The sequence below is a fragment of the Methylobacterium sp. WL120 genome, assembly GCF_008039465.1.
GTDB lineage: Bacteria > Pseudomonadota > Alphaproteobacteria > Rhizobiales > Beijerinckiaceae > Methylobacterium > Methylobacterium cerastii.
Window position 1 is genome coordinate 18,284 of the sequence record NZ_VRUT01000019.1, and the last position, 21,236, is coordinate 39,519.

General features: G+C 67.7%; 22 protein-coding genes and 1 tRNA gene. 15 read left to right on the forward strand and 8 right to left on the reverse strand.

Annotation, left to right across the window (positions count from 1 at the left end; genetic code table 11):
- The first annotated feature begins 104 nt into the window (after positions 1-104).
- A complete protein-coding gene (locus FV229_RS06090; RefSeq protein ID WP_147751105.1) occupies positions 105-551 on the forward strand; it encodes a hypothetical protein in 447 nt (148 codons plus the stop codon).
- 56 nt (positions 552-607) lie between these two features.
- Here the strand turns inward: FV229_RS06090 and FV229_RS06095 are convergent, their stop codons facing one another.
- On the reverse strand, positions 608-1,729 hold the full coding sequence (locus FV229_RS06095; protein ID WP_147751106.1) for an aminotransferase class I/II-fold pyridoxal phosphate-dependent enzyme: 1,122 nt from the start codon (positions 1,727-1,729) through the stop codon (positions 608-610).
- Between the two features lie 86 nt (positions 1,730-1,815).
- Between FV229_RS06095 and FV229_RS06100 the strand changes: the two genes are divergently transcribed.
- The 4 genes from FV229_RS06100 (at position 1,816) to FV229_RS06115 (ending at position 4,939) form a co-directional block, all read left to right on the forward strand.
- Complete coding sequence (locus tag FV229_RS06100) at positions 1,816-3,084, forward strand: adenosylmethionine--8-amino-7-oxononanoate transaminase (protein WP_147751107.1); 1,269 nt, start codon at positions 1,816-1,818, stop codon at positions 3,082-3,084.
- Positions 3,085-3,205: 121 nt separating this feature from the next.
- The gene (locus tag FV229_RS06105) at positions 3,206-3,604 is read left to right on the forward strand and encodes a response regulator (RefSeq protein ID WP_147751108.1); all 399 of its coding nucleotides are present in this window, start codon (positions 3,206-3,208) and stop codon (positions 3,602-3,604) included.
- Between the two features lie 272 nt (positions 3,605-3,876).
- Positions 3,877-4,470 carry a MarR family winged helix-turn-helix transcriptional regulator gene (locus FV229_RS06110; protein ID WP_246688074.1) on the forward strand — a complete coding sequence of 198 codons (594 nt, stop codon included), beginning with the start codon at positions 3,877-3,879 and terminating at the stop codon, positions 4,468-4,470.
- Positions 4,471-4,525: 55 nt separating this feature from the next.
- Positions 4,526-4,939 carry a hypothetical protein gene (locus tag FV229_RS06115; protein ID WP_147751109.1) on the forward strand — a complete coding sequence of 138 codons (414 nt, stop codon included), beginning with the start codon at positions 4,526-4,528 and terminating at the stop codon, positions 4,937-4,939.
- Between the two features lie 42 nt (positions 4,940-4,981).
- Here the strand turns inward: FV229_RS06115 and FV229_RS06120 are convergent, their stop codons facing one another.
- Positions 4,982-5,488: a hypothetical protein gene (locus tag FV229_RS06120; protein WP_147751110.1), complete on the reverse strand. Its 507-nt coding sequence runs from the start codon at positions 5,486-5,488 to the stop codon at positions 4,982-4,984.
- Between the two features lie 360 nt (positions 5,489-5,848).
- Here FV229_RS06120 and FV229_RS06125 point away from each other — a divergent pair, with 360 nt between their 5' ends.
- From FV229_RS06125 to FV229_RS06165, 9 genes are all read left to right on the forward strand, one after another.
- Positions 5,849-7,387 carry an ABC transporter substrate-binding protein gene (locus FV229_RS06125; RefSeq protein WP_147751131.1) on the forward strand — a complete coding sequence of 513 codons (1,539 nt, stop codon included), beginning with the start codon at positions 5,849-5,851 and terminating at the stop codon, positions 7,385-7,387.
- Positions 7,388-7,411: 24 nt separating this feature from the next.
- On the forward strand, positions 7,412-8,389 hold the full coding sequence (locus FV229_RS06130) for an ABC transporter permease (RefSeq protein ID WP_147751111.1): 978 nt from the start codon (positions 7,412-7,414) through the stop codon (positions 8,387-8,389).
- On the forward strand, positions 8,386-9,321 hold the full coding sequence (locus tag FV229_RS06135; RefSeq protein ID WP_147751112.1) for an ABC transporter permease: 936 nt from the start codon (positions 8,386-8,388) through the stop codon (positions 9,319-9,321). The genes FV229_RS06130 and FV229_RS06135 overlap by 4 nt, the downstream gene beginning before the upstream one ends.
- On the forward strand, positions 9,318-10,298 hold the full coding sequence (locus FV229_RS06140; RefSeq protein ID WP_147751113.1) for an ABC transporter ATP-binding protein: 981 nt from the start codon (positions 9,318-9,320) through the stop codon (positions 10,296-10,298). The genes FV229_RS06135 and FV229_RS06140 overlap by 4 nt, the downstream gene beginning before the upstream one ends.
- A complete protein-coding gene (locus tag FV229_RS06145; RefSeq protein WP_147751114.1) occupies positions 10,295-11,287 on the forward strand; it encodes an oligopeptide/dipeptide ABC transporter ATP-binding protein in 993 nt (330 codons plus the stop codon). Before FV229_RS06140 ends, FV229_RS06145 begins: the two co-directional genes overlap by 4 nt.
- A 49-nt stretch (positions 11,288-11,336) precedes the next feature.
- Positions 11,337-12,791, forward strand: a complete 1,455-nt coding sequence (locus FV229_RS06150; protein ID WP_147751115.1) for an amidase — start codon at positions 11,337-11,339, stop codon at positions 12,789-12,791.
- A gap of 147 nt (positions 12,792-12,938) precedes the next feature.
- On the forward strand, positions 12,939-13,817 hold the full coding sequence (locus tag FV229_RS06155) for a MipA/OmpV family protein (protein ID WP_147751116.1): 879 nt from the start codon (positions 12,939-12,941) through the stop codon (positions 13,815-13,817).
- A gap of 84 nt (positions 13,818-13,901) precedes the next feature.
- On the forward strand, positions 13,902-14,246 hold the full coding sequence (locus FV229_RS06160) for a hypothetical protein (RefSeq protein WP_147751117.1): 345 nt from the start codon (positions 13,902-13,904) through the stop codon (positions 14,244-14,246).
- A 110-nt stretch (positions 14,247-14,356) separates the two neighbouring features.
- Positions 14,357-14,446: transfer RNA gene (locus FV229_RS06165), tRNA-Ser, on the forward strand.
- A 1,183-nt stretch (positions 14,447-15,629) separates the two neighbouring features.
- Here the strand turns inward: FV229_RS06165 and rnhA are convergent.
- From rnhA to FV229_RS06195, 6 genes are all read right to left on the reverse strand, one after another.
- The gene (rnhA, locus tag FV229_RS06170) at positions 15,630-16,097 is read right to left on the reverse strand and encodes a ribonuclease HI (protein WP_147751118.1); all 468 of its coding nucleotides are present in this window, start codon (positions 16,095-16,097) and stop codon (positions 15,630-15,632) included.
- An 830-nt stretch (positions 16,098-16,927) separates the two neighbouring features.
- On the reverse strand, positions 16,928-17,632 hold the full coding sequence (locus FV229_RS06175; protein WP_147751119.1) for a hypothetical protein: 705 nt from the start codon (positions 17,630-17,632) through the stop codon (positions 16,928-16,930).
- A gap of 73 nt (positions 17,633-17,705) precedes the next feature.
- Positions 17,706-18,209: a hypothetical protein gene (locus tag FV229_RS06180; RefSeq protein ID WP_246688072.1), complete on the reverse strand. Its 504-nt coding sequence runs from the start codon at positions 18,207-18,209 to the stop codon at positions 17,706-17,708.
- A 551-nt stretch (positions 18,210-18,760) separates the two neighbouring features.
- Positions 18,761-19,180 (reverse strand): Rha family transcriptional regulator, encoded by a 420-nt coding sequence (locus tag FV229_RS28550; RefSeq protein ID WP_147751121.1) that lies wholly within the window; start codon positions 19,178-19,180, stop codon positions 18,761-18,763.
- A 37-nt stretch (positions 19,181-19,217) separates the two neighbouring features.
- The gene (locus FV229_RS06190) at positions 19,218-19,715 is read right to left on the reverse strand and encodes a hypothetical protein (RefSeq protein ID WP_147751122.1); all 498 of its coding nucleotides are present in this window, start codon (positions 19,713-19,715) and stop codon (positions 19,218-19,220) included.
- Entirely contained in the window at positions 19,712-20,398 is a 687-nt protein-coding gene (locus tag FV229_RS06195) for a recombinase family protein (protein WP_147751123.1), read from the reverse strand. Before FV229_RS06195 ends, FV229_RS06190 begins: the two co-directional genes overlap by 4 nt.
- Positions 20,399-20,530: 132 nt before the next feature.
- On the opposite strand from FV229_RS06195, the gene FV229_RS06200 reads away from it, so the two are divergent.
- Positions 20,531-21,010: a hypothetical protein gene (locus FV229_RS06200; protein ID WP_147751124.1), complete on the forward strand. Its 480-nt coding sequence runs from the start codon at positions 20,531-20,533 to the stop codon at positions 21,008-21,010.
- The last annotated feature ends 226 nt before the right edge of the window (positions 21,011-21,236 follow it).

Below are 21,236 nucleotides of genomic sequence, written 5' to 3' on the forward strand. Positions count from 1 at the left end.
GCGCGCATCGTATTCTTTATGCACGTGCGCGCAAACCACCTGTGTTAGCGGCTGCGAAAACAAACCGGATGCGCTGGGGCGCGAAATCTGTCACACTTTCGCCAATGCCGTACTTTTACTGCCATCTTCATGGACCGGGCGGTTTCGAGCGCGACGAGATCGGACTGGAGTTCAGCGGCCTCGATGCGGTCTACCTCGACGTCTGCCGCGCCATCCTCGACATCTCGGCGGACCTCGCACGCTCCGGCTACGACCCGATGCCCTACGCGTTCGAGATCGTGGACGCGGGCGGCGCGCTGCTGATGGACGTGCCGTTCCGGGAGATGCTGAACAAGGCTCCGCGCAACGGCCGGTACCGCCCTCCCGTCTCTCAGGCGGGGCAGCGCGCCGAGATGCTGCGGGCGACGCTCCTGAAGGCCGCGGTCTCCGAATCGATCGACCGCCTCGGGGAGACGATCAGGATGTCGCGCCAGATCGTGGCGCGCTCGCGCGCCAGCGCCGCAGACGACCCGTGGGGCGCCCCGCCGCGACAGGTCGCCCTCGCGTCCTAGTGCATGTTCTTCACGCGAGCCGGCATCCACCTCGCTCGAAAATGCTCTCGCTCCGGTCAGGCCGACCGCAGGGCGAGGATGGCGTCGGCCAGCGCGTCGACCTGCGCCGCGTCATGCGCCGCCGAGAACGCCACCCGCAGCCGCGCGGTGCCGTCGGGCACGGTCGGCGGCCGGATCGCCACGACGAGGAAACCGCGCGCTTCGAGCGCCGCGGAGAGCGCCAGCGCATCCTGCGCCGCGCCGACCATCACCGGCACCACCGCGCTCTCGGCCTCCGGCAGCCCGAGGCGTGCGGTGAAGCGGCGGGCGAGCGCCAGGGGTTTCGCGCCGCGCTCGGGCTCCACCTCGAGGATCGCCAGGGCTTCGAGGGCGGCCGCCGCGGAGGCCGGCGGTAGGCCGGTGGTGTAGACGAAGCTGCGGGCGCGGCTCGTCAGCAGGTCGACCACGGCCTGCGAGGCGCAGAGATAGCCGCCGTAGGAGCCGAGCGACTTCGACAGGGTGCCCATCTCCAAGGGCGCTCGCGGACCGCCCTCGACCACGCCGAGCCCGTGCGCGTCGTCCACCAGGGTCCAGGCGTCATGAGCCTCGGCCACCCCCAGGATGTCGCCGAGCGGCGCACGGTCGCCGTCCATGCTGAACACCCGCTCGGTGAGGATCATCGCCCGGCGATGGCGCGCGCGATGCTCGGCGAGCAGCCGGCCGAGGTCGGCGACGTCGTTGTGGCGGAACGTCAGGGTCGTCGCGCCCGAGATCCGCGCGCCGCCCCACATGCACGCGTGGGCGAGCGCGTCGACGAGGATGAGGTCGCCCGCGCCGACCAGCGCCGGGGTGATGCCAAGGTTGGCGAGGTAGCCGCTGCCGAAAACCAGGGCGGCCTCGGTGCCCTTGTGCGCGGCGAGCCGGGCCTCGATGGCGATCAGCAGCGGATGGTTGCCGGTCACCAGGCGCGATCCGCCGGCGCCGGCGCCGTAGGCGGCGACGGCCTGCTGCGCCGCCGCGACCACCCGCGGGTCGTGGCTCAGGCCGAGGTAGTCGTTGCACGAGAACGAGACCAGGCGGCGCGCGCCGCGTTCCGCCATCGCGTCGACGGCGCGGGTCGTCGGCACGAGGCGGCGGCGCAGCGCGGCAGCGTCCAGGCCGGAGAGCTTGTCGCGGGCGAAGGATTCGAGGCTCGACATGCGGCCTCAAAGCGCCGCGGGGCCGCCGTGAGTCAAGTCGCGCGCGGAGGTTGACCGGCGCGCCGCGGGCCAGCATCGATCGGCGCATGGCGACGGACGATCCGAGCGCCGCCCACCTGTGGCGGCCCTACACCCAGATGAAGCAAGCGGCGCCGCCGCTGGAGGCGGTGCGCACGCACGGGTCGCGCATCGTGCTCGCAAACGGGCGCGAGCTCGTCGACGGCATCGCCTCATGGTGGACGGCGGTGCACGGCTACAATCATTCCCACATCGCCGCCGCGGTGGCTGGACAGCTCGGCACCATGCCGCACGTGATGTTCGGCGGCCTGACGCACGCTCCGGCCGAGCGGCTGGCGAGCCGGCTCGCCGCCCTCCTGCCCGGCGATTTGAACCACGTGTTCTTCACCGATTCCGGTTCGGTCGCGGTCGAGGTGGCGTTGAAGATGGCGGTGCAGCTCTGGCTGAACCGCGGCGAGGCCGGGCGCACCCGCATCCTCGCGTTCCGCGGCGGCTACCACGGCGACACCATGGGCGCGATGTCGGTCTGCGACCCCGAGGAGGGCATGCATCGCCGCTTCGGCGCCTTCCTGCCGAGCCAGGTCTTCTGTGACCTGCCGCGGACCGAAGCGGAGACGGCCGCCCTCGACGGCGTCCTGGCGCGCCACCGCACCGAGCTCGCCGCGGTGATCGTCGAGCCGCTGGTGCAGGGTGCCGGCGGCATGCGGATGCATCCGCCCGAGGTGCTGGCGACGATCGCGCGCCTCGCGCGCCGGCACGGCCTGCCGCTGATCCTCGACGAGATCTTCACCGGTTTCGGCCGCACCGGCACGCTGTTCGCCTGCGAGCAGGCCGGCATCGTGCCCGACATCCTGTGCCTGTCGAAGGCGCTGACCGGTGGGACGATGGCGCTCGCCGCCACGGTCGCGACGCACGCGGTGTTCTCCGGGTTCTGGTCGGACGACGCGAGCGCCGCGCTGATGCACGGACCGACCTTCATGGCCAACCCGCTGGCCTGCGCGGCCGCCAACGCCAGCCTCGACCTGTTCGCCAGCGAGCCGCGGCTGGAGCAGGCTCGCGCGATCGGCGCCCGCCTCGCCGACGGCCTCGAAGCGTTGCGCGGGCGGCCGGGCATCGCCGAGGTACGCACGCTCGGCGCGATCGGCGCCGTCCAGTTCACCCGGCCGCCGGAACTCGCCGCCCTTAAGACGCGCTTCGTGGAGCGCGGCGTCTGGGTCCGCCCGTTCGGCGACATCGTCTACTTGACGCCGGCCCTGACCATCGAACGCGGCGACCTCGACCAGCTGATCGAGGCCGTGGTCGCGGTCGCCGGATCGGTTGGGACGACGGCCGGCTGACGACCTGTCGGCAACCCCCGATTCGCACTGCAACCGGAACGCCCCTCTGCCGTTGGACATCGAGAACGACGGTGCGGCGGGGGGCGCATCCCGGCCGCGCCTCCGGACCGAAACGCTGGAGATGCACATCGTGACGAGCGAGCAGACGAGTCCCCAGGAAGACCGGCCCGTGATCCTGCTCGTCGAGGACGAGGCGCTGACCATCATGGACCTCGGCGACGTGCTCGAGGGGGGCGGCTACGAGACGGTGCAATGCGCCTCGGCCGAGCGGGCGATGAGCATCCTGCAAGCGCGGCCGGACATCTGCGGCCTCGTCACCGACGTGGAGCTGTCCGGCAAGGCCAACGGCTTCGACCTCGCCAGCTCGGTCGCCGAGGCGCGGCCCAAGCTGCCGATCCTCATCGTCTCGGGCCGCGCCGCGCCGGACCCGGCGCGGATGCCGGAGGGCGCGCACTTCATCGCCCGCCCGTGCAGCGGCGAGGACATCCTCGACCAGCTCCGCCGCCTGATGCCCTGCTGAGCGGGGGATCGCCGCCGCCACCGTCATCCCAGCTTCACACGCCCGAGGCACAGCCGACCGAGAACGATGTCGGCCCCCGCGCGGGGCCGGACTTTCGGCGTGTTCGGTCGTGTTGTGCGGGGTATGGGATGTCAGCGGCGGATGAGATACCGGCAGCCGCGCCGGTCATCGACAACCCGGGACTGCCCGTGAACGGCAAGGCGAAGAACCGGAAGGACGAGCGGCACGCCGCCGACGCGCCGCGAGCCAAGCGGAAGGGCCGCCCCAGCGAGGTGGCGCCCATCGTCGAGGCTTCCGCCGTCGATGCGCCGAGCGCGAAACCTGCGGAGACCAAGCGCGTCGGAGCCAAGCCGCCGGGCGCCAAGAGCGTCGGGTGGGCGCTTGTCCAGGCCGCGCGGCTGCATCGGGCTCGCATCGGCGACCGGCTCGCGACCCTCGATCTCTTCGCCGGCCAGGAGCAGGTGGTGCAGGTGCTGGCGGCGTCGGGCACCATGACGATGGGCGACCTCGCGGCCACGTTGCGCGTGCGTCCGCCGACCGCATCGAAGACGATCTCGCGGCTGGCCGCCCTCGGCTTCGTGGAGCGCCGGGCGGAAGCCGGAGACGGGCGCATCGTTCGCGTGCGCCTCACCGAGGCAGGGCTGGCCAAGGCCGAGGCGATCGAGGGCATCTGGGACGCCGTCGAGGCGGAATTGCTCTCCGGCTTCGACGGCAAGGAGCGCCGCCGCCTGCGCAAGCTGTTGCGCAAGGCCGCCAAGGGCCTCGCCGAGGCCGGCGGCCTCACCGGGCACGAGACCGAGGCGGATGCCGAAATCGAGGCCGACGAGGACGAGACCGAGCCCCTGGTCGTCGCGCCCGCGCACTGACGCCGAGAATTTTGAGACCGTTGGACGACGGGAGCGCGGCCGGTACGCTGCCGGAATGCGCACGCCCCTCGCCATCGGCCTCGCAACCGCGGCACTGCTCGCCGGACCCGGCATCGCCGAGACGACTCCGGTCGCCGATACCATGCCGAAGCGGGTCGGCGCGTGCGCCACGACGGTCATCACCGCGATCGGGACGCGCTTCGGCGACACGCTCGTGCGGCCGAAGAGCAAGGACGCCGACGACGGCACCGGCGTGGTGCTCAAGAACGGCGTCTACGGCGTGTCCTATCGATTCGTCCCCGAGGTCGCCAACGCCCGCGTCGGCGACCCGGTCAGGACCTGCCTGGTCTCGGTTCCGAAGGGATGCCCCAAGGGCGACGACCGAGGAAAGGTCTACACGACGACCAACCTGCGCACGCAGGAATCCTGGACGCTCGCCGATTCACAGCACCTCTGCGGCGGCGCCTGACCGAACCAGCCGCGAAGGCTTGTCCGGTCGGGCGCTGTCGACCTAACGGCCGAGCGACTGGATGCTCTCGGCGATCGCCTTGAGCTGCAAGGCGTACTTCTTCTCGCCGGCGGGCGAGCCCCAATACGACAGCATGCCGACCTTGGTCTCGGACAGGATGATGATCGACAGGCTCACCTTGGTCGGGCCGTCCTTGTCGACGCCGTCCCAGCCGAGGTCGACCACGTCGAAGCCGTTGACCTTGGCCTCGGTCTTCTTCTGCGACTTCGGATCGATCTTCACGCCGCTCTCGGCGAAGAACTTCACTCCCTCGACGATGGCGTTCTCGAGGTTCTTCAGGTTCTGGACCTCGAAGGCGACGTAGATCGAAGCATCCGGCGACGTCGCCTGGGCGCCCTTGTCGATCTCCTCAGGTGACCACGCATTCGGCAGGTCGATGGTCACGATCGGCTTGGCATCAGGTAGCTCGAACGGCTTGGCGAGCGCACCCGATGTTGTGCCGACCAACAGACCGGCGACGACCGCCGTCATCAAAACGATGTTCTTCAAGACAACCTCCACCGTCGCCGAAGACGGCGCTCGGAATACAGCCCTGACCGACGTCGCGCGAGGAGTCGAGACCGGTTCCGAGGTCATGCACGGATCGTGCGCTCGCGCCGTCACGGAATCGGCGCACCCGGTGGCACGAGTCCCGCATAGGGGGTTGCGATCCCTGCATACGCCGTCGACGACGGCGCGCGGATGACGGATCACCCGGAATGATACGACGGACGGTTGACCCGGCTCTATTTTCCTAGGCATCCAGAGTGGGTCGATCCTGCCGATGCCCATCGCTTGAGGGAGTTGCGTTTGTCGATTTCACGGATCCGGACGTTGGCGGCGGCCACCAGCCTCGCCATCGCGCTCGGGATGGCGCCGGCTCAGGCCGCGAACGTCTTCCGCTTCGCCTTCCAAGGCGACATCAAGTCCTTGGACCCGTATTCGCTGAAGGAAAGCTTCACGATCGGCATGCACGCCGCGGTCTACGACGCGCTGATCACCCGCGACAAAGACCTGAACCTCGCCCCCGGCCTAGCCGAATCCTGGGAGACGCCGGAGCCGACGCGCTGGCGCTTCCACCTGCGCAAGAACGTGAAATTCCACGACGGCTCGCCCTTCACCGCCGACGACGTGCTGTTCTCCGCCGACCGGGTGCGCGCTTCGGGATCGAGCTTCACCACCAACATCCCCTCGGACGCCAAGTTCGTGAAGGTCGACGACCACACCGTCGACATGGTGCTGTCGAAGCCGAACCCGATCGCGCTGTACCAGTTCTCGACCTGGTACATCATGTCGAAGGCTTGGGCGGAGAAGAACGGCGCCGTCGCGCCCTCCCCCGTCAGCGCGTCGGCCCCGAGCTATGCGACCCTGCACGAGAACGGCACCGGCCCGTTCGTGATCACCGAGCATCAGCCCGGCGTCCGCACGGTGTTCAAGAAGTTCCCCGGCTACTGGGGCAAGGTCGAGTCGAACCTCGACGAGGCGGTGTTCACGACCATCTCGAACGACGCGACCCGCGTCGCGGCACTGATCGGCGGCGAGGTCGACTGGATCGACCCGGTGCCGCTGCAGGACCAGCAGCGCGTCAACGCCAGCGGCACCGCCACGGTGATGACCGGGCCAGAGCTGCGCACGATCTTCCTCGGGATGGATCAAGTCCGAGACGAGCTCAAGGATTCGAGCGTCAAGGGCAAGAACCCGTTCAAGGACGTGCGCGTGCGCGAGGCGATGTACCTCGCCATCGACGAGGACACGATCGCCAAGCGCGTCATGCGCGGGCAGGCGACGCCGAGCGCGCTGATGATCGCGCCCTCGCTCTACGCCCGCTCGGCCGAGTTCAAGCGCCCGGCGACCGACGCCAAGAAGGCCAAGGCGCTGCTCGCCGAGGCGGGCTACCCGGACGGCTTCACCGTGCCGATGGATTGCCCGAACGACCGCTACGTCAACGACGAGGCGATCTGCCAGGCGGTGGTCTCGATGCTCGCCCGCGTCGGCGTCAAGGTGAACCTCAACGCCCAGCCGAAGGCCAAGTACTTCGCCAAGGTGTTGGCGCCGAACTACGACACCTCGTTCTACCTGCTGGGCTGGACGCCCTCCTCGCAGGACAGCCACAACATCCTCTACGAGATGGTCGGCTGCCGTACCGATCCGAAGTCGAGCCGCGGCGGCTGGAACCTCGGCGGCTACTGCAACACCAAGCTCGACGCCATCGCCGACCAGGTCGAGGGCGAGACCGACACGGCCAAGCGCGACCAGGAGATCAAGGACGGCTTCGAGATCCTGCAGAAGGATTGGGCCGTGATCCCGCTGCACCAGCAGGCCTTGGCCTGGGGCGTCTCGAAGAAGGTGACGCTGACCCAGCGGCCCGACAACCTGCTGCTGCTCTACTGGGTATCGAAGCAGCCGTGAGGCGGGGCGTGGAGGGTTGAACCCATGCTAGCCTTCATCCTCCGCCGCCTTCTGCAATCGGTCGTGGTGCTCGCCGTCGTCGGGCTGATCGCCTTCTCGATGTTCCGGTTCGCGGGCGACCCCGTGAACCAGATCGTCGGCGTCGACACGCCGGTCTCCGAGCGCACCGAGATTCGCAAGAGCCTCGGCCTCGACGATTCCACGGCGGTGCAGGCGGCCCGCTACGCCGCCAACGTGCTGCGGGGCGATTTCGGGATCTCGTACCAGTTCCGCCAGCCGGTCTCGCACCTGCTGGCGGAGCGGATGCCCGCGACCCTCGAGCTGGCTTTGTGCGCGACGGTCTTCGCGCTCGTCGTCGGCATCCTCATGGGCGTCTACTGCGCGCTCCACCGCGAGACGGTGCTGGCCAAGCTGTTCCTCGCGGTCTCGCTCGCGGGCGTCAGCCTGCCGACCTTCCTGATCGGCATCCTGCTGATCTTCCTGTTCTCGGTGACGCTCGGCTGGCTCCCCTCCTTCGGTCGCGGCGACACGGTGCGGCTCGGCTGGTGGACCACCGGCTTCCTGACGGTCTCGGGGCTTCGCGCCCTGATCCTGCCCGCGATCACCCTGGGGCTGTTCCAGATGACCCTGATCATGCGCCTCGTCCGCGCCGAGATGCTTGAGGTGCTGCGCGCCGACTACATCCGCTTCGCCCGCGCCCGCGGCCTCACCACCCGCGCGATCCATTTCGGGCACGCGCTGAAGAACACGCTGGTCCCGGTCATCACCATCGCCGGGCTGCAGCTCGGTTCGGTGATCGCCTTCTCGATCATCACCGAGACGGTGTTCCAGTGGCCGGGCATGGGGCTGCTGTTCGTGCAGGCGGTGCAGAACGTCGACATCCCGATCATGGCCGCCTACCTGCTGCTCGTTGCGGCGATCTTCGTGGCGATCAACCTCGCCGTCGACGTGCTCTACACCATTGTCGACCCGCGCCTGCGACTTGCGGGGCGCACCGCATGAGCCTCGCTTCCGCGACGCCGCCCTCGCGCTGGGCCAAGCTCCTCGATTCCGACGTGTTCGCGAGCTTCCGCCGCTCGAAGCTCGCGATGGCGGCGCTCGCCGTCACGGTGCTGTTCTTCGCGCTCGCCATCGCCGCCCCGTGGATCTCGCCGCAGAACCCCTACGATCCGGCGCAACTCGACCTGATCAACTCCAACCTTCCGCCGATCTGGAGTCCCGACGGCCAATCCCCGTTCCTCGTGGGCACCGACGACCAGGGGCGCGACGTGCTCTCGGCGGTGTTCTACGGCTTGCGCCTCTCGCTCGTCGTCGGCCTGCTCGGCGTCCTCGTCTCGGGCACCCTCGGCGTCGCGCTCGGGCTGATCGCGGGCTATTTCGGCGGATTCGTCGACACGCTCATCATGCGCGTCGCCGACGTGCAGCTCACCTTCCCGGCAATCCTGATCGCCCTCGTCGTCGACGGCGTCGCCAAGGCCGCGGCCGGCGGCGGGCTCGACACCAACGCGACGATCGGGCTGATCGTGGTCTCGATCGGACTGTCGTTCTGGGTCCAGTACGCCCGCACCGTGCGCTCCTCGGTGTTGGTCGAGAAGAACAAGGACTACGTCCAGGCCGGGCGCCTGATCGGCCTGTCCTCGCCGGTGATCATGGTCCGCCACGTCCTGCCGAACGTGCTCGGGCCGGTCTTCGTCATCGCCACGATCAACCTCGCGCTGGCGATCATCACCGAGGCGACCCTGTCGTTCCTCGGCACCGGCCTCCCTGAGACCATGCCGTCGCTCGGCACCCTGATCCGCACCGGCAACCGCTTCCTGTTCTCCGGCGAGTGGTGGATCGTCGCCTTCCCCGGCCTGGCGCTCGCCGGGCTGGTGCTGGCGATCAACCTGCTCGGCGACTGGCTCCGCGACGCGCTGAACCCGAAGCTGCAATGACAGAGCCAGCCCTCTCCGTGCGCGACCTGCGCGTCGAGTTCGCGACGCGCCGCGGCGTCCTCAAGGCGATCGACGGCGTGTCCTTCGACATCGCGCGGGGCGAAATCCTCGGCGTCGTCGGCGAGTCCGGCGCCGGGAAATCCGTCACCGGCGCGGCGGTGATCGGGTTGATCGACCCGCCCGGCCGGATCGCCGGCGGCGAGATCCGGCTCGGGAGCGAGCGCATCGACAACCTGCCGCCGGAAAAGATGCGGCGCATCCGCGGCCGGCGCATCGGCATGATCTTCCAGGACCCGCTGACGAGCCTCAACCCGCTCTACCGCATCGGCCGCCAGATCATCGAGACCGTGCAGACCCATACCGACCTCTCGGCCAAGGCCGCGCGGACGCGGGCGATCGACCTCCTCGCCGAGGTCGGCATCCCGGCGCCCGAGCGGCGGATCGACGGCTACCCGCACGAGTTCTCCGGCGGCATGCGCCAGCGCGTGGTGATCGCGCTCGCGCTCGCGGCCGAGCCCGAACTGATCATCGCCGACGAGCCCACGACGGCGCTCGACGTCTCGGTGCAGGCGCAGATCATCACCCTGCTCAAGCGCCTCGGCCGCGACCACGGCACCGCGGTGATGCTGGTGACCCACGACATGGGCGTGATCGCGGAGGCTGCCGACCGCGTCGCGGTGATGTATTCGGGTCGCGTCGCCGAGATCGGCCCGGTCCGCGCCGTCGTCGGCGACCCGCTCCACCCCTATGCCAAGGGCCTGATGGGCGCGATCCCGACGCTGACCCAGGACACCGGGCGCCTCACCCAGATCCCGGGCGCGATGCCGCGCCTGACGGCGATTCCCCCCGGCTGCGCCTTTAACCCGCGCTGCCCGAAGGTCTTCGACCGCTGCCGCGTGGAGCGGCCCAACCCGATCCCGGTCGGCGAGCACCGCGTCGCCTGCCATCTCTACGACCGCGCCGAGGTGGCGGCATGAGCGGGCCCACCCCTTACGTCGAGGTCGAGGGCCTGCGGCGGCTGTTCGACGTGTCGAAGCCGTGGCTCAACCGGATGATCGAACGGAAGCCGAAGCAGTGGCTGAAGGCGGTCGACGGCGTCGGCTTCACGATCCAACGCGGCGAGACCTTCGCCCTCGTCGGCGAATCCGGCTCCGGCAAGTCGACCGTGGCGCGGATGGTGGTCGGGCTGCTGCCGCCGAGCGCGGGCGACGTGCGCATCACCGGCGTCTCGATGACCGATCCGGCGCAAGGCGCGGCCCGCCGCCAGCTGCGACGGCGCATCCAGATGGTGTTCCAGGACCCCTACGCCTCGATGAACCCGCGCTGGCGGGTGGGCAAGATCGTCGCCGAGCCGATCCGCGCCTTCGACCTGATCCAAGGCGATGCGGCCATCGCCGCCCGCGTCGGCGAATTGCTCACCCTCGTCGGCCTGCATCCCGACGACCGGGTGAAGTACCCGCACGAATTCTCCGGCGGCCAACGCCAGCGCGTCGCCATCGCCCGCGCGCTCGCCTCGGAGGCCGAGTTCCTCGTCGGCGACGAGCCGACCTCGGCCCTCGACGTCTCGGTGCAGGCGCAGATCCTGAACCTGATGCGCGACCTGCAGGACCGGCTCGGGCTGACCTACCTGTTCATCAGCCACAACCTCGCCGTGGTGCGCCACATGGCGACGCGCATCGGCGTGATGTATCTCGGCCGCGTGGTCGAGATCGGCGGCGGGCGCGAGCTGTTCACGCACCCCAAGCACCCCTACACGCGGATGCTGCTCGACGCGGTGCCCGATATCGGCCTCACCGGGCGGCAGCGCACACCGGTCTCCGGCGAGATCCCCAACCCGATCGACCCGCCGCCGGGTTGCAGCTTCAACCCGCGCTGCCCCTTCGCCAACGACCGTTGCCGCGCCGAGGTGCCGGCGCTGATGGACGGCGTCGCCTGCCACGCCTACCAGGAAGGCCGGCTGACCTGATCGCGCGCATGCCGTGCTGCCTCTTGCCGTCCCGCCTGCTGGAGACCGCATGACCGCGTCAGCCCTCCCCTCCGACATCCTGGAGATGAGCGCCGTTGCGCTCTCGGCCGCGATCCATGCCAGGACGGTGTCCTGCGTCGAGGTCATGCGCGCCACCCTCGCGCAGATCGCGCGGTACAACCCGGCGGTGAACGCGATCGTCGCGCTTCAGGACCCGGGCCAGCTCCTCGCGGAAGCCGCCGAGCGCGACGCGCGCCTCGCCCGCGGCGAGAGCGCCGGCCCGCTCCACGGATTTCCGCTGGCGGTGAAGGACTTCGATCCGGTCCGCGGCCTGCCGTTCTCGCAAGGGTCGCCGATCTTCCGCGACCGGATCGCGCCAGCCGACTCGATCATGGCCGGACGGCTTCGCCGCGGCGGCGCGGTCTTCACCGGCAAGACCAACATCCCGGAATTCGGCCTCGGCTCGCACACCTACAACCCGGTCCACGGCGCCACCGCGAACGCCTACGATCAACGCAAGTCCGCCGGCGGTTCGAGCGGGGGCGCCGCGGTGTCGGTGGCGCTGCGGATGCAACCGGTGGCCGACGGCAGCGACGACGCCGGCAGCCTGCGCAACCCGCCGGCCTTCAACAACCTGTTCGGCCTGCGCACCTGCTACGGCCGCATCCCGATCGCGACGCCGGACGTGTTCGCGCCGGGCTTCGGCGTCTCCGGCGCGATCGGCCGCTCGCCGGCCGACATCGGCCTGATGCTGTCGGTGCAGGCCGGCGCCGACCCGCGCGTGCCGTACTCGATTCCCCAGGACCCAGGCATCTTCGCCGAGGACCTGAAGCGCGACGTCTCCGGCACCCGGATCGCGTGGCTCGGCGATTTCGGCGGCCAGATTCCCTTCGAGCCCGGCGTGCTCGACCTCGGCGTCGCCGCGCTGTCCGCCTTCGAGGCGGTCGGCTGCCGCGTCGAACACGCCGTCCCGGCCTTCGACATGGAGCGGCTGTGGCGCGCCTACGTGCTGCTGCGCGCCTGCGCCAACGCGGCGACCCTGCATCCGCTCTACGAGGACCCGGCGCACCGGGCCCTGCTCAAGCCGGAGGCCGTCTGGGAGGTGGAGCAGGGCATGGCGCTTACCGCCGACGCGGTACGGATGGCGCAGGAGACCCGCACCGCCTGGTACGAGACCTTGCGCCTCTTCATGGAGCGCTTCGACTTTCTGGTGATGCCGAGCGCGCAGGTCTTCCCCTTCGCGATCGAAGCCGACTGGCCGAAGCAGGTCGGCGGGCGCGCGATGGACACCTACCACCGCTGGATGCAGGTGGTGATCCCGGCGACCATGAGCGGCCTGCCGGCCCTCAACGTCCCGGCCGGCTTCGGCCCCGGCGGCCTGCCGACCGGCATCCAGGTCGTCGGCCGCAACCACGGCGAATTGGACTGCCTGCGTCTCGGCGCGGCCTACGACGCGGCCACCAACTGGGTCTCGCGACGGCCGCCGCCCTTGCTCGCGGCCTGATCGCAACGGCCCGGGACCGGGACGCTGCGGACGCTTTTCACGCAAGCTGGGCCGGTTCGTTGCGGCGCGGACACAATCCGTTTTTTTGCGGTCGCGAGAGGATGAAACGCGGGCGAAGCAGGGGCCGGCATGTCTATAAGATCGGTCATGAGCAATGCGGTTCGCCCTTCCTCGACGCCGCATGCGGCCTCCCTCGGCATTTCTGCCGGCCTGTTGGCCGTGCTGCTCGGTGGGACGGCGCTCGCCGCCGACCTCGGGGCGATCATGCCGCGAGCGGTGCCGAGCTTCTCGCAGGTCGACCCGGACACCTGGGTCGTCACGCTGACGGGCAACCTGCAGTTCACGCCGCGCTATCCCGGCTCCGAGGACTACACGGTCATCGGCTACCCGGCGATCGACGTGCGCCGGGCCGGCGAGCCCCGCCGCTTCGCCGCGCCGGACGACGGATTCAGCTTCTCGCTCTACGACAACGCCGTGTTCCGCATCGGCCCGACCGCGCGCTTCGTCCCCGGCCGCTACTACGGCGACGACCGCCGCCACCTCTTCGGCTTCCGCGACGCGCGCTTCGCCGTCGAGCCCGGCCTGTTCATCGAGTTCTTTCCGATTCCGTCGATCCGCACCCGGGTCGAAGTGCGGCAGGGCGTGTACGGGCACCACGGCACCGTCGGCTCGGTCGGGGCGGACTACATCCTGCCGGTCGACCAGTTCCAGTTCTCGATCGGGCCGCGCCTGAACATCGGCGACGCGTCATACGCGCGCAAATACTTCGGCGTCACCGCCGACGAAGCCATCGCGAACGGCCGGGTCACCGCCTACGATCCCGGCAGCTTCTTCTCGGCGGGCGTGCTCGGCGCCGTCACCTACACCCAGGACGCGACGTGGGCCTATACCGGCTACGCCGGCTACACCCGCATCCTCGGCTCCTCAGGCGACAGCCCCCTGGTGCGGCGCCCGTTCGGCGACCCGAACCAGTTCCTGTTCGGCCTGAAGGTCGACTACTCCTTCACCACGCGATCCTGGTTCTGACGCCGGAGGCGACCGGCTGAAGGTTCCGCGCCTGCATCGACCGGCATGATTGACCAGTGTGCCGGTCTCGGGCGACAGGGACCGATGCAACCGTTCTTTCGCGTCACGGCTTGGCTCGTGGTGGCCGCGCTCGTCTTCGTCACCCTGTCGCCGATCGGTCTGCGGCCCTCCGTGGCACCCGCCAACGTCGAGCGGGCGCTGGCCTACGGCGCGCTCGGGATGCTGTTCGTCCTCGCCTACCCGCGCCGCTGGCCGGTGATCCTCGCCGGCGTCGTCGCCCTCGCCGCGATCCTCGAACTCGGGCAGGGCCTGACCCTGACCCGCCACGGCCGCCTTTCCGACTTCCTGGTGAAGGGCGGCGCGGCGATGCTCGGCACCGTCCTCGCTCTCGCCGCGACCTCGATCGCCGCCCGCCGCACGCGCTCGTGAGCCCGAACGGTCAAGCCGCTTGCACGCGGGCGACGCGGCGGGTACAGCACGCCACCCGGTCGAACCGTCCGCCGCCCGCCTAAAGCGGGGCGCGGCCCTCCACCGGGTCCGGAGGGGTGGCCGAGTGGTTGAAGGCGCACGCCTGGAAAGTGTGTATACCGGAAACGGTATCGCGGGTTCGAATCCCGCTCCCTCCGCCAGCTTCTTCTGATAGCAAAATAACCTTTGTTCGCAGCGAGTTACGAGCGATCGCAACTAAGTTGTCCCCCAGATTGGCCCTTCAAGTGTCCCCCAAGAGCATCGGGACAAACATTCCAATCCGTTAACGATAAGTCGGGTGGACCACGAAATTCCGCTCGATTGCGCTTGTCAGACTCACTTTCGATGATCAGGATACTGGTCAGCTTCGGCTTGACAGGCGCCCCGAGAGATGCGCTTCCGCCTCGGGTGTCGTCAGCGACATAAAAAAGGGGGCAGCACGAAGCCACCCCCTTAGTTCTCGTCAGTGAGGATCGGCCGCTAAACCTTCACCTCACGGACTGGCTGGCAGTCCTGCCTGGGTTACCCCCTGGGCAGGCTGCGGCAGTGCGAGCAAACATGCTCCCACTTTCCGAACCGGTAGCGCCAGTAATTGATGACGCTAACAGGCACCGGGTACGTACAGAAAACGCGCATCGTTCAACTCCGAGACTACGGGCTTTGCCCGCTCCGGCACCGTGCCGAAGCTCTCGTGATTGCCGGTCGATACCGGGCGCCTTCCAAGAGATTACGAGGGTTCTCTCCGTCGATCCAATGCCTGCCAGTATCGGTGCGGGTAACACCTTTCCACGATTAGCGAGCTCTGCTTGCAGCTCGACCCACCGAGTGATTCGGACAGGCAAATGCATTGTGGTGCCGGCCCGCCCTCAGGTCAACAAGTGGTGTTCTGTTCGCCGGTCCCACGCTAGATGTTGTGGTCTTGCGGGCAATCCTGTGGACAACTCGCGTGCGGGCATAAGTGCTGATTTGCTTTACTAGATTTTGCTCGGAAAATTTTTGCATCCACAGGGGCGGCGAGTTTTTTCTCCCTTCGCCTCGGCGTCGAAGCGTCGACCCGCACGTTCCTCCTCCGCAGATTCAACCAATCACCGTCCGGGTACCTAACGATCCCCGTTCCGTCGCTCTGTAGGACCAACCGGGCAATCGCCACCGGCTTCCGGCACGCCTGCATCAGCATGGCGTAGCGGTCCCGTGCGATCCACGTCCAAGCCCGCTGTCCGTGCTCGGCAACGATCCGCGCGTAGTCCTCTCGGTGGACCCAAACGCTGGCGGGATGGTTCGAGAGAAGGACGCGGATAGCGTCCCCCTCGGTGATGGTGTCGTGATCCTTGCGCTTCCGCTGCATCACGCCCGTGCCGCCTCCCCGCTCGCGATTCCGTCCACGCGCTCGTTCAGCTCATGACCAGCGTGGCCCTTGACCCACGTCCACATCACGCTCTCGTGCCGTGCCACAGCCATCTCCAGCAGACGCCAGAACTCGACGTTCGCCACGGGCTTCCCGCCCGCTGCCTTCCACCCCCGGAGCTTCCAGTTCGGCAGCCACTCCGTGAAGCCCTTGATCACATACTGACTGTCCCCGAGCATGTTGACGAAGGCGCCGGGGCGTAGGGCGTTAAGCCCAGCGATGGCGGCGGAAAGCTCCATCTTGTTGTTCGTGGTCGCGGCGTCACGCCCCTTCACGATTTTCTCCGAGCCCGTCCGGTCGTTGATGAGTATGGCGCCGTAGCCACCTGGGCCAGGGTTGCCGAGGCACGCGCCGTCGAAGGCGATTGTGATGTGTCGAGGCTCTTCGGTAGTGGTCTCGTCAGACATTGGTAACCTCGTTTCTGTGTGAAGTGCCTGTGCGGGCACGATAAGGCGGAACTGTTCAGCCCCGCACAGCCTGATCCAACGCTACTCTCGGTTGCGTTGGTGATTTCATGGTTGCAATTATGGTGGCGGCCCTGCTTGGCGCGGGCTTCTCGACCCTCGTTCTGGCACCCTTCGGGGGCTGGGCCGTACTGCTCGGCATACCCGTCATAGGTAGCGTGGCGGCTCTCGCCTGTGCCGGCGTGATCTACGTCATTCGTGATCGCGACGAGGGCGCCAAGAGCGAGGCGGAGAAGCCTCTTGCGAAGCCTCTCCGCCGTGTCGCTGATGGACTGTAGCTCCCCGGCTTCTGGACCGCGATTTTGCGCATCAGGGCAGCGGAGACGCCCGTCGAGGGGGACGAGGCTTAGATGTCACCCCCCATGCGGTGCCGGTGACAGGCACCGCGACTGGGCGCACCATCGGGGGCATCGTATCGACCGCGAGACGTGGCTGAGGCATGGGCGGTTCGGTGAGCGGAGAGGTGGGCTTATGAGCCGGCGTAACGGGGGCGGTTTGTGGCGTCAGGGGAGGCGCTAGAGGGGCGGCGGCTGAAGCAGGCTGCGATGTGCCACCACGGCCTCAACGGGCGTAGGTGGCTCGCTACGGAGCCGCGTGACGGTGTTCGTGGACGTGGGCTGAGGAGCGTACACGGACGTGCCTTCGCTCTCGCCCTGGTAAGGGACGCGATCGTTCATGGTGTGCCTTAGGATTGAATGACAAAAGCCCCGGCGGTTGCCAGGGCTGCGGGTGATTGGACGGACGGTGATCAGGTCGGCGTTGCCATCGACCAACTAGGCCGGCAGTACGTTTTCCGATGTGTTGTGGGCTTCGGTAATGTATCTTGTGCCGCCGGAGGCTATCACGTCCTCGTAAGGTGCCATCGACAGGCGAACCTTCGTGGTGTCGTCTAGCAGCTTGTCCCGCCTCCACCTTGCTGCGTCAGCTTGTTGTGCGCGGGTGTTGATGTAGCGGGTGTTGATGTAGCGGGTGACGATCTGTTGGGTCACGTCGAGGATGCGACCGACTTCCGTATGTGACAGGTCGGGGAAGTGGTCACAGAGCCATGAAACGCTTTCCTGCACTGTGAGGCCATGACGACCACGGACATCCTTGAACGCCTGTAGAGCCTCCCCTGCTTGTTTGATCGTGCCCGTGGCTGCATCAGCGGCAAGCGCCTCGACAGCGTTCGACCACCGCTCCTTGATCCAGGCTTGACCATCGGGGCTGACGACATCGAAGGGGCGTTGGTGTCTGGCAGGATTGCCGGGGATGTGTTTGCCGTAGCCGCGTGCAACGACCCACTCGGCAAGGCGATGACGGCTGTGTGGCCTGCATCCTGGGACGTAGAGGAAGTCCATCTTCCTCAGGATGGTCCTCACGGTGCGTTGACCGACATGGTGGAGCGCGCCGAGTTCCGTGATGGTGATCCAATCTCCTTTGCTGCGGGTGATCATGTCCCCCGTTGATCGGTCTAGAACCTGTTCGATGTATTCCATGCGTTTCTGAGCGTGTTGTGAGCTTCGGTAATGTATCTCGTTCCCTCCCCCCCCCCGGAGGAGGCGGTGTCCGTTAGGTGAGCGATCCGAGAGCTTCGGCCATCGCCTGCCGTTCTCGTTGTCGGTGGTCGTGCTCACGGCGTTCCATGTCCGCGAGGGTGAGACCCACAGCCCCGAGAGCATCGGAGAGCCAACCTGCCAGCACCATCACGGCGCGAGGCGTCAGCTCTCGATAGGCCCGCTTGGTCTTCCCGGTGTGCGCGTTGAACCACGAACCGGCGTTCACCTCCGTCAATCCACGGACCCGACGTACGAGCTGCGTCTTGAACGAGGCATCAGACCGGAACAGTCGAGGTTGGTGGTCGATCAGGACGAAGGCCGCGAGGGTCGTCACCACCACATCGGAGGGGGCAACATGATCAGCGAGCTTGACCACCTCCTGTGCCGCCACTCGCTCGCATCGGTAGCCGGCCCTCCCTCCAGACGAAGCTGCAATGACATGGCGTGCGTGATCGATGATGGCCGCCCACCGGGCCTCGCACTGGTGCCACAGCGGGTTCGCTTCGTTCTTCGCCATGCGCGCTCGCACGAGCTTCACGAAGGGTTGCAAGCCTGCCTTGGTGATCGCGTTCTGATCAGGATGCCCGTGCCTGCGGAGGCGGGACTTATGGGTCGGACAGAAGTGTCCGTAACGGGTCGTTCGCGCGTCGCAGCCGGACGCACGGCAAGTTCGTACTGCCATGGTGATGATCCTGTGGGAGTGAGGTGGCGCGGAGCGGCGCGCTGGGATGCGGGTGACATGCAGCATCCGTCCCCCGCGAGACAGACGGTCTACTAGATGTAGTGGGTCGGACGCCCGGCGGCACAACTCCGCCGCCGAAGTTACATGCCTTCCCTACTGGTCGGGCTAATTGCATGGCCGTTTGCCGGGCCTCAGACGGCCCACGAGAGGGCGCGGCAGGCAAACCCTCCGACCCTACGTGGTTTTCGTTCCCTCGGCCCGCACGTGCTCCAGGGCGTCACAATGGTGGGGCGTTCGCGTCACGCCCGTCGCTGCGTCGGACACAAGATGTGGGAGGGTGCGATAGGTAGTGCTGTCGGCTCTACCGAGTGGTGGCCCTAATTGGCTCACCGGAAGTTCGGAAGGGCCACCGCAGCCACCGGCTCCAGCTCGGCCACACGCGCCTGGGCGATCAGCTTCTGGCCTTCCTCCTGTTGCGCCCGCTCGATGGCTTCAGCGGCCAACCGGAGTGCCTCGACGTGCGTAGGGATGCGGGGAGCCTGTTGCGCCTCCAGCTCGGCCCAACGGTCGATGATCGCGGCCCGCAGCTCGACAGAGTAGCCCGAGACGAGGATAAGGCACTCGCGCTTGGGGAGGTTGAAGCAGGGGTTCCGCTTCCCGTTCGAGGCCACGTAGTAGCCAGCAAAACTGCTTGCTACCTCCGAAGCCTTGTTGAGCAGCTTGAGCGCCCGCAACGTGGAGCGGATGTCGCGCATGACGTGGGCGTGTTCCTTCCCAGTGCGCTCCGCGATTTCCAGGCTGCTCATCGTCTGCGCGCCCTGCGGCAGAGTGGTGAGCCGATCCTCAATCCCTCCTCCGCAAAAGCTCCTCTCGCAGGACGTTCATGAAAGTGGCACCCGCGCCAAGCACTACCCATAAGGGCACGCCCACTGCCGTCCCGAGGGCCGCGATGCCGGCGCTTTGTCCGCCAAATAGAACGGCACCCGTCAAGGCACCGCCAAGTCCAAGGCGGGCTGAGGTGCTCCGGTCATCCCACGCGAGGCGTTTCGTCTGCCGACCAATGACCTTGACGACTGGCCAGACGGTCTTGCTGGAGAGAGTGAGAGCGAGTGCCCGCTTGGCCTTCTGAATTGCGGGGATGTCTTCGGCCCGTATCGCGAGCAAACCTTCGGCCCAAGCCGTGAGAGCGGTGCGCTCGGTTGGGCTAGAATTGCTTGCAATCACAACCGCGAGGCTGCGTTGTGTGTTGGGCTCGTTGGTCAAACGATCTCCAATGCTCGGCTCGATAGGCCAGTGAGAGCTATCGGGCACACCAAGGTTCTGCAAGGTGGCCTCAATCATGCTGCCAGTTTCGCCAGCACCCGTGACACCTGCATGGGCGACCACTCACCGCCCCGTGCGGTCGGGATGCCCTCCTCATTTAGCGCCCTTGCCAGGGCTCCAAGAGAGGTCGCACCCGCTGCCTGTAGGCGAGCGATGTGAGGGGCTAGGTCGGTAGCACGGGCACCCGCCTTGGCCGTCCTAGTGGCTCTACCGGCCTTGCGAGTGGCATCGGACATGACCACGCCCCGGTCACCCCCGAGCTTCTTGCCGCGCGCCTTCGCCATCTGGAGCGCCGCCTTCGTGCGGCTCGCGATCATGCCCGCTTCAAGCTCGGCAACTGATGCCATCTGTTGAAGCAGGAACCGCCCGGTCGGCCCTTCAATCTCCGGGAGGTCACAGAAGCGCACCTCGACGCCCGCCTCTAGGAGCCGGTGGAGGAACGCAGACGAGCGCGTGAGGCGCGAGACGTTCGCTACGATGAGCGGGATGCGGTGAAGGCGAGCGGTCGCCAAGGCGCGCTCCAGCTCCGGCCGGTCGCTCTTGCGTCCGCTCTCCACCTCGACGAACTCGGCCCGGATGCTCCAGTCCCCGCCGTTGAGGTAACGTGTGACCGCATCCTTCTGAGCTTCGAGGCCAAGCCCCGATGCACCCTGACGAGCCGTGCTAACGCGGTAGTAGGCGACAAAAGCACCCTGAGCCATGACCGTCACATTCCAGTCAACGAACGTTGACCAGATTGTTATGGCTTGATCGAACGGTCGTCAAGTAGGTGTCTGGCCTTGCCTCACGGCCCGAGACAGCCGAGCTTGGTCGCAGAGAGCCCGGAGCATGTCGTGAGCTACGCACAGGATGAGTTAGACGCGATCTGCCCCAGTGCTGCGCAACGTCGATTGCAGGAGCCTTCCACGACACTGGACGAGGTGCTGAGGGCGTATGCTCGATTGCCGCTGGACGATGACGACCACCGTGCTCTGCGCGACAGCTTCATCGCGAGGGTGAAGCTCGGAAGGCGGATCACTCCGATGCCGCTCGACCCGCAGTTCGAGCACGCTACCCGCGAGGACTACCTTGGCTTCGTGCAAGGCATGGCCCCTCAGGGTCTGACCTTCGTCACGGCATGGGACTTGGAGGCCAGCCTACTCATAGTGAAGACCGATGCTGGCAAAGGCTTCTTCGGGCGACAGCGAGCCACCTACGCCTGTTTCGTGAATGACATGACGGGACGGCTGGACGCGGCCGGTGTCGTGCCTTCCATACCGCTAGCGTTCGGTGTGCTGGACGGGCTCTACCGGGTTGCTGATCGGGTCGGGTAGGCGGGCGCTGGGCTGCATCCTCCGGGCGCTCGCGCGTGCCCCTCTCGTGCGCCTGGGCGTGATACAGCGCGCGATACCACGGGCGTTTCGCGAGGCGCCGAGGGGGACTTTGCCACGCAGCAAACTGTCGATGCCGTTTCACATTTTTACGGTGAGTCATTTCGTGCCGGCCGTATCCTGATACGTCATCAGATTGTGGGCTGTTGCCAGCCTTCCAGTTCGCGCC

What these genes read in the sequence shown, in the direction of transcription:
- FV229_RS06195 (WP_147751123.1), bottom strand. Translation starts at nt 20,398, where the DNA reads ATGGCTCAGGGTGCTTTTGTCGCCTACTACCGCGTTAGCACGGCTCGT.
- FV229_RS06145 (WP_147751114.1), top strand. Translation starts at nt 10,295, where the DNA reads ATGAGCGGGCCCACCCCTTACGTCGAGGTCGAGGGCCTGCGGCGGCTG.
- FV229_RS06140 (WP_147751113.1), top strand. Translation starts at nt 9,318, where the DNA reads ATGACAGAGCCAGCCCTCTCCGTGCGCGACCTGCGCGTCGAGTTCGCG.
- FV229_RS06135 (WP_147751112.1), top strand. Translation starts at nt 8,386, where the DNA reads ATGAGCCTCGCTTCCGCGACGCCGCCCTCGCGCTGGGCCAAGCTCCTC.
- FV229_RS28550 (WP_147751121.1), bottom strand. Translation starts at nt 19,180, where the DNA reads ATGAGCAGCCTGGAAATCGCGGAGCGCACTGGGAAGGAACACGCCCAC.
- FV229_RS06160 (WP_147751117.1), top strand. Translation starts at nt 13,902, where the DNA reads ATGCAACCGTTCTTTCGCGTCACGGCTTGGCTCGTGGTGGCCGCGCTC.
- FV229_RS06130 (WP_147751111.1), top strand. Translation starts at nt 7,412, where the DNA reads ATGCTAGCCTTCATCCTCCGCCGCCTTCTGCAATCGGTCGTGGTGCTC.
- FV229_RS06155 (WP_147751116.1), top strand. Translation starts at nt 12,939, where the DNA reads ATGAGCAATGCGGTTCGCCCTTCCTCGACGCCGCATGCGGCCTCCCTC.
- FV229_RS06150 (WP_147751115.1), top strand. Translation starts at nt 11,337, where the DNA reads ATGACCGCGTCAGCCCTCCCCTCCGACATCCTGGAGATGAGCGCCGTT.
- FV229_RS06180 (WP_246688072.1), bottom strand. Translation starts at nt 18,209, where the DNA reads ATGGCGAAGAACGAAGCGAACCCGCTGTGGCACCAGTGCGAGGCCCGG.
- FV229_RS06190 (WP_147751122.1), bottom strand. Translation starts at nt 19,715, where the DNA reads ATGATTGAGGCCACCTTGCAGAACCTTGGTGTGCCCGATAGCTCTCAC.
- FV229_RS06090 (WP_147751105.1), top strand. Translation starts at nt 105, where the DNA reads ATGCCGTACTTTTACTGCCATCTTCATGGACCGGGCGGTTTCGAGCGC.
- FV229_RS06105 (WP_147751108.1), top strand. Translation starts at nt 3,206, where the DNA reads ATGCACATCGTGACGAGCGAGCAGACGAGTCCCCAGGAAGACCGGCCC.
- FV229_RS06100 (WP_147751107.1), top strand. Translation starts at nt 1,816, where the DNA reads ATGGCGACGGACGATCCGAGCGCCGCCCACCTGTGGCGGCCCTACACC.
- FV229_RS06115 (WP_147751109.1), top strand. Translation starts at nt 4,526, where the DNA reads ATGCGCACGCCCCTCGCCATCGGCCTCGCAACCGCGGCACTGCTCGCC.
- FV229_RS06125 (WP_147751131.1), top strand. Translation starts at nt 5,849, where the DNA reads ATGGCGCCGGCTCAGGCCGCGAACGTCTTCCGCTTCGCCTTCCAAGGC.
- rnhA (WP_147751118.1), bottom strand. Translation starts at nt 16,097, where the DNA reads ATGTCTGACGAGACCACTACCGAAGAGCCTCGACACATCACAATCGCC.
- FV229_RS06095 (WP_147751106.1), bottom strand. Translation starts at nt 1,729, where the DNA reads ATGTCGAGCCTCGAATCCTTCGCCCGCGACAAGCTCTCCGGCCTGGAC.
- FV229_RS06175 (WP_147751119.1), bottom strand. Translation starts at nt 17,632, where the DNA reads ATGGAATACATCGAACAGGTTCTAGACCGATCAACGGGGGACATGATC.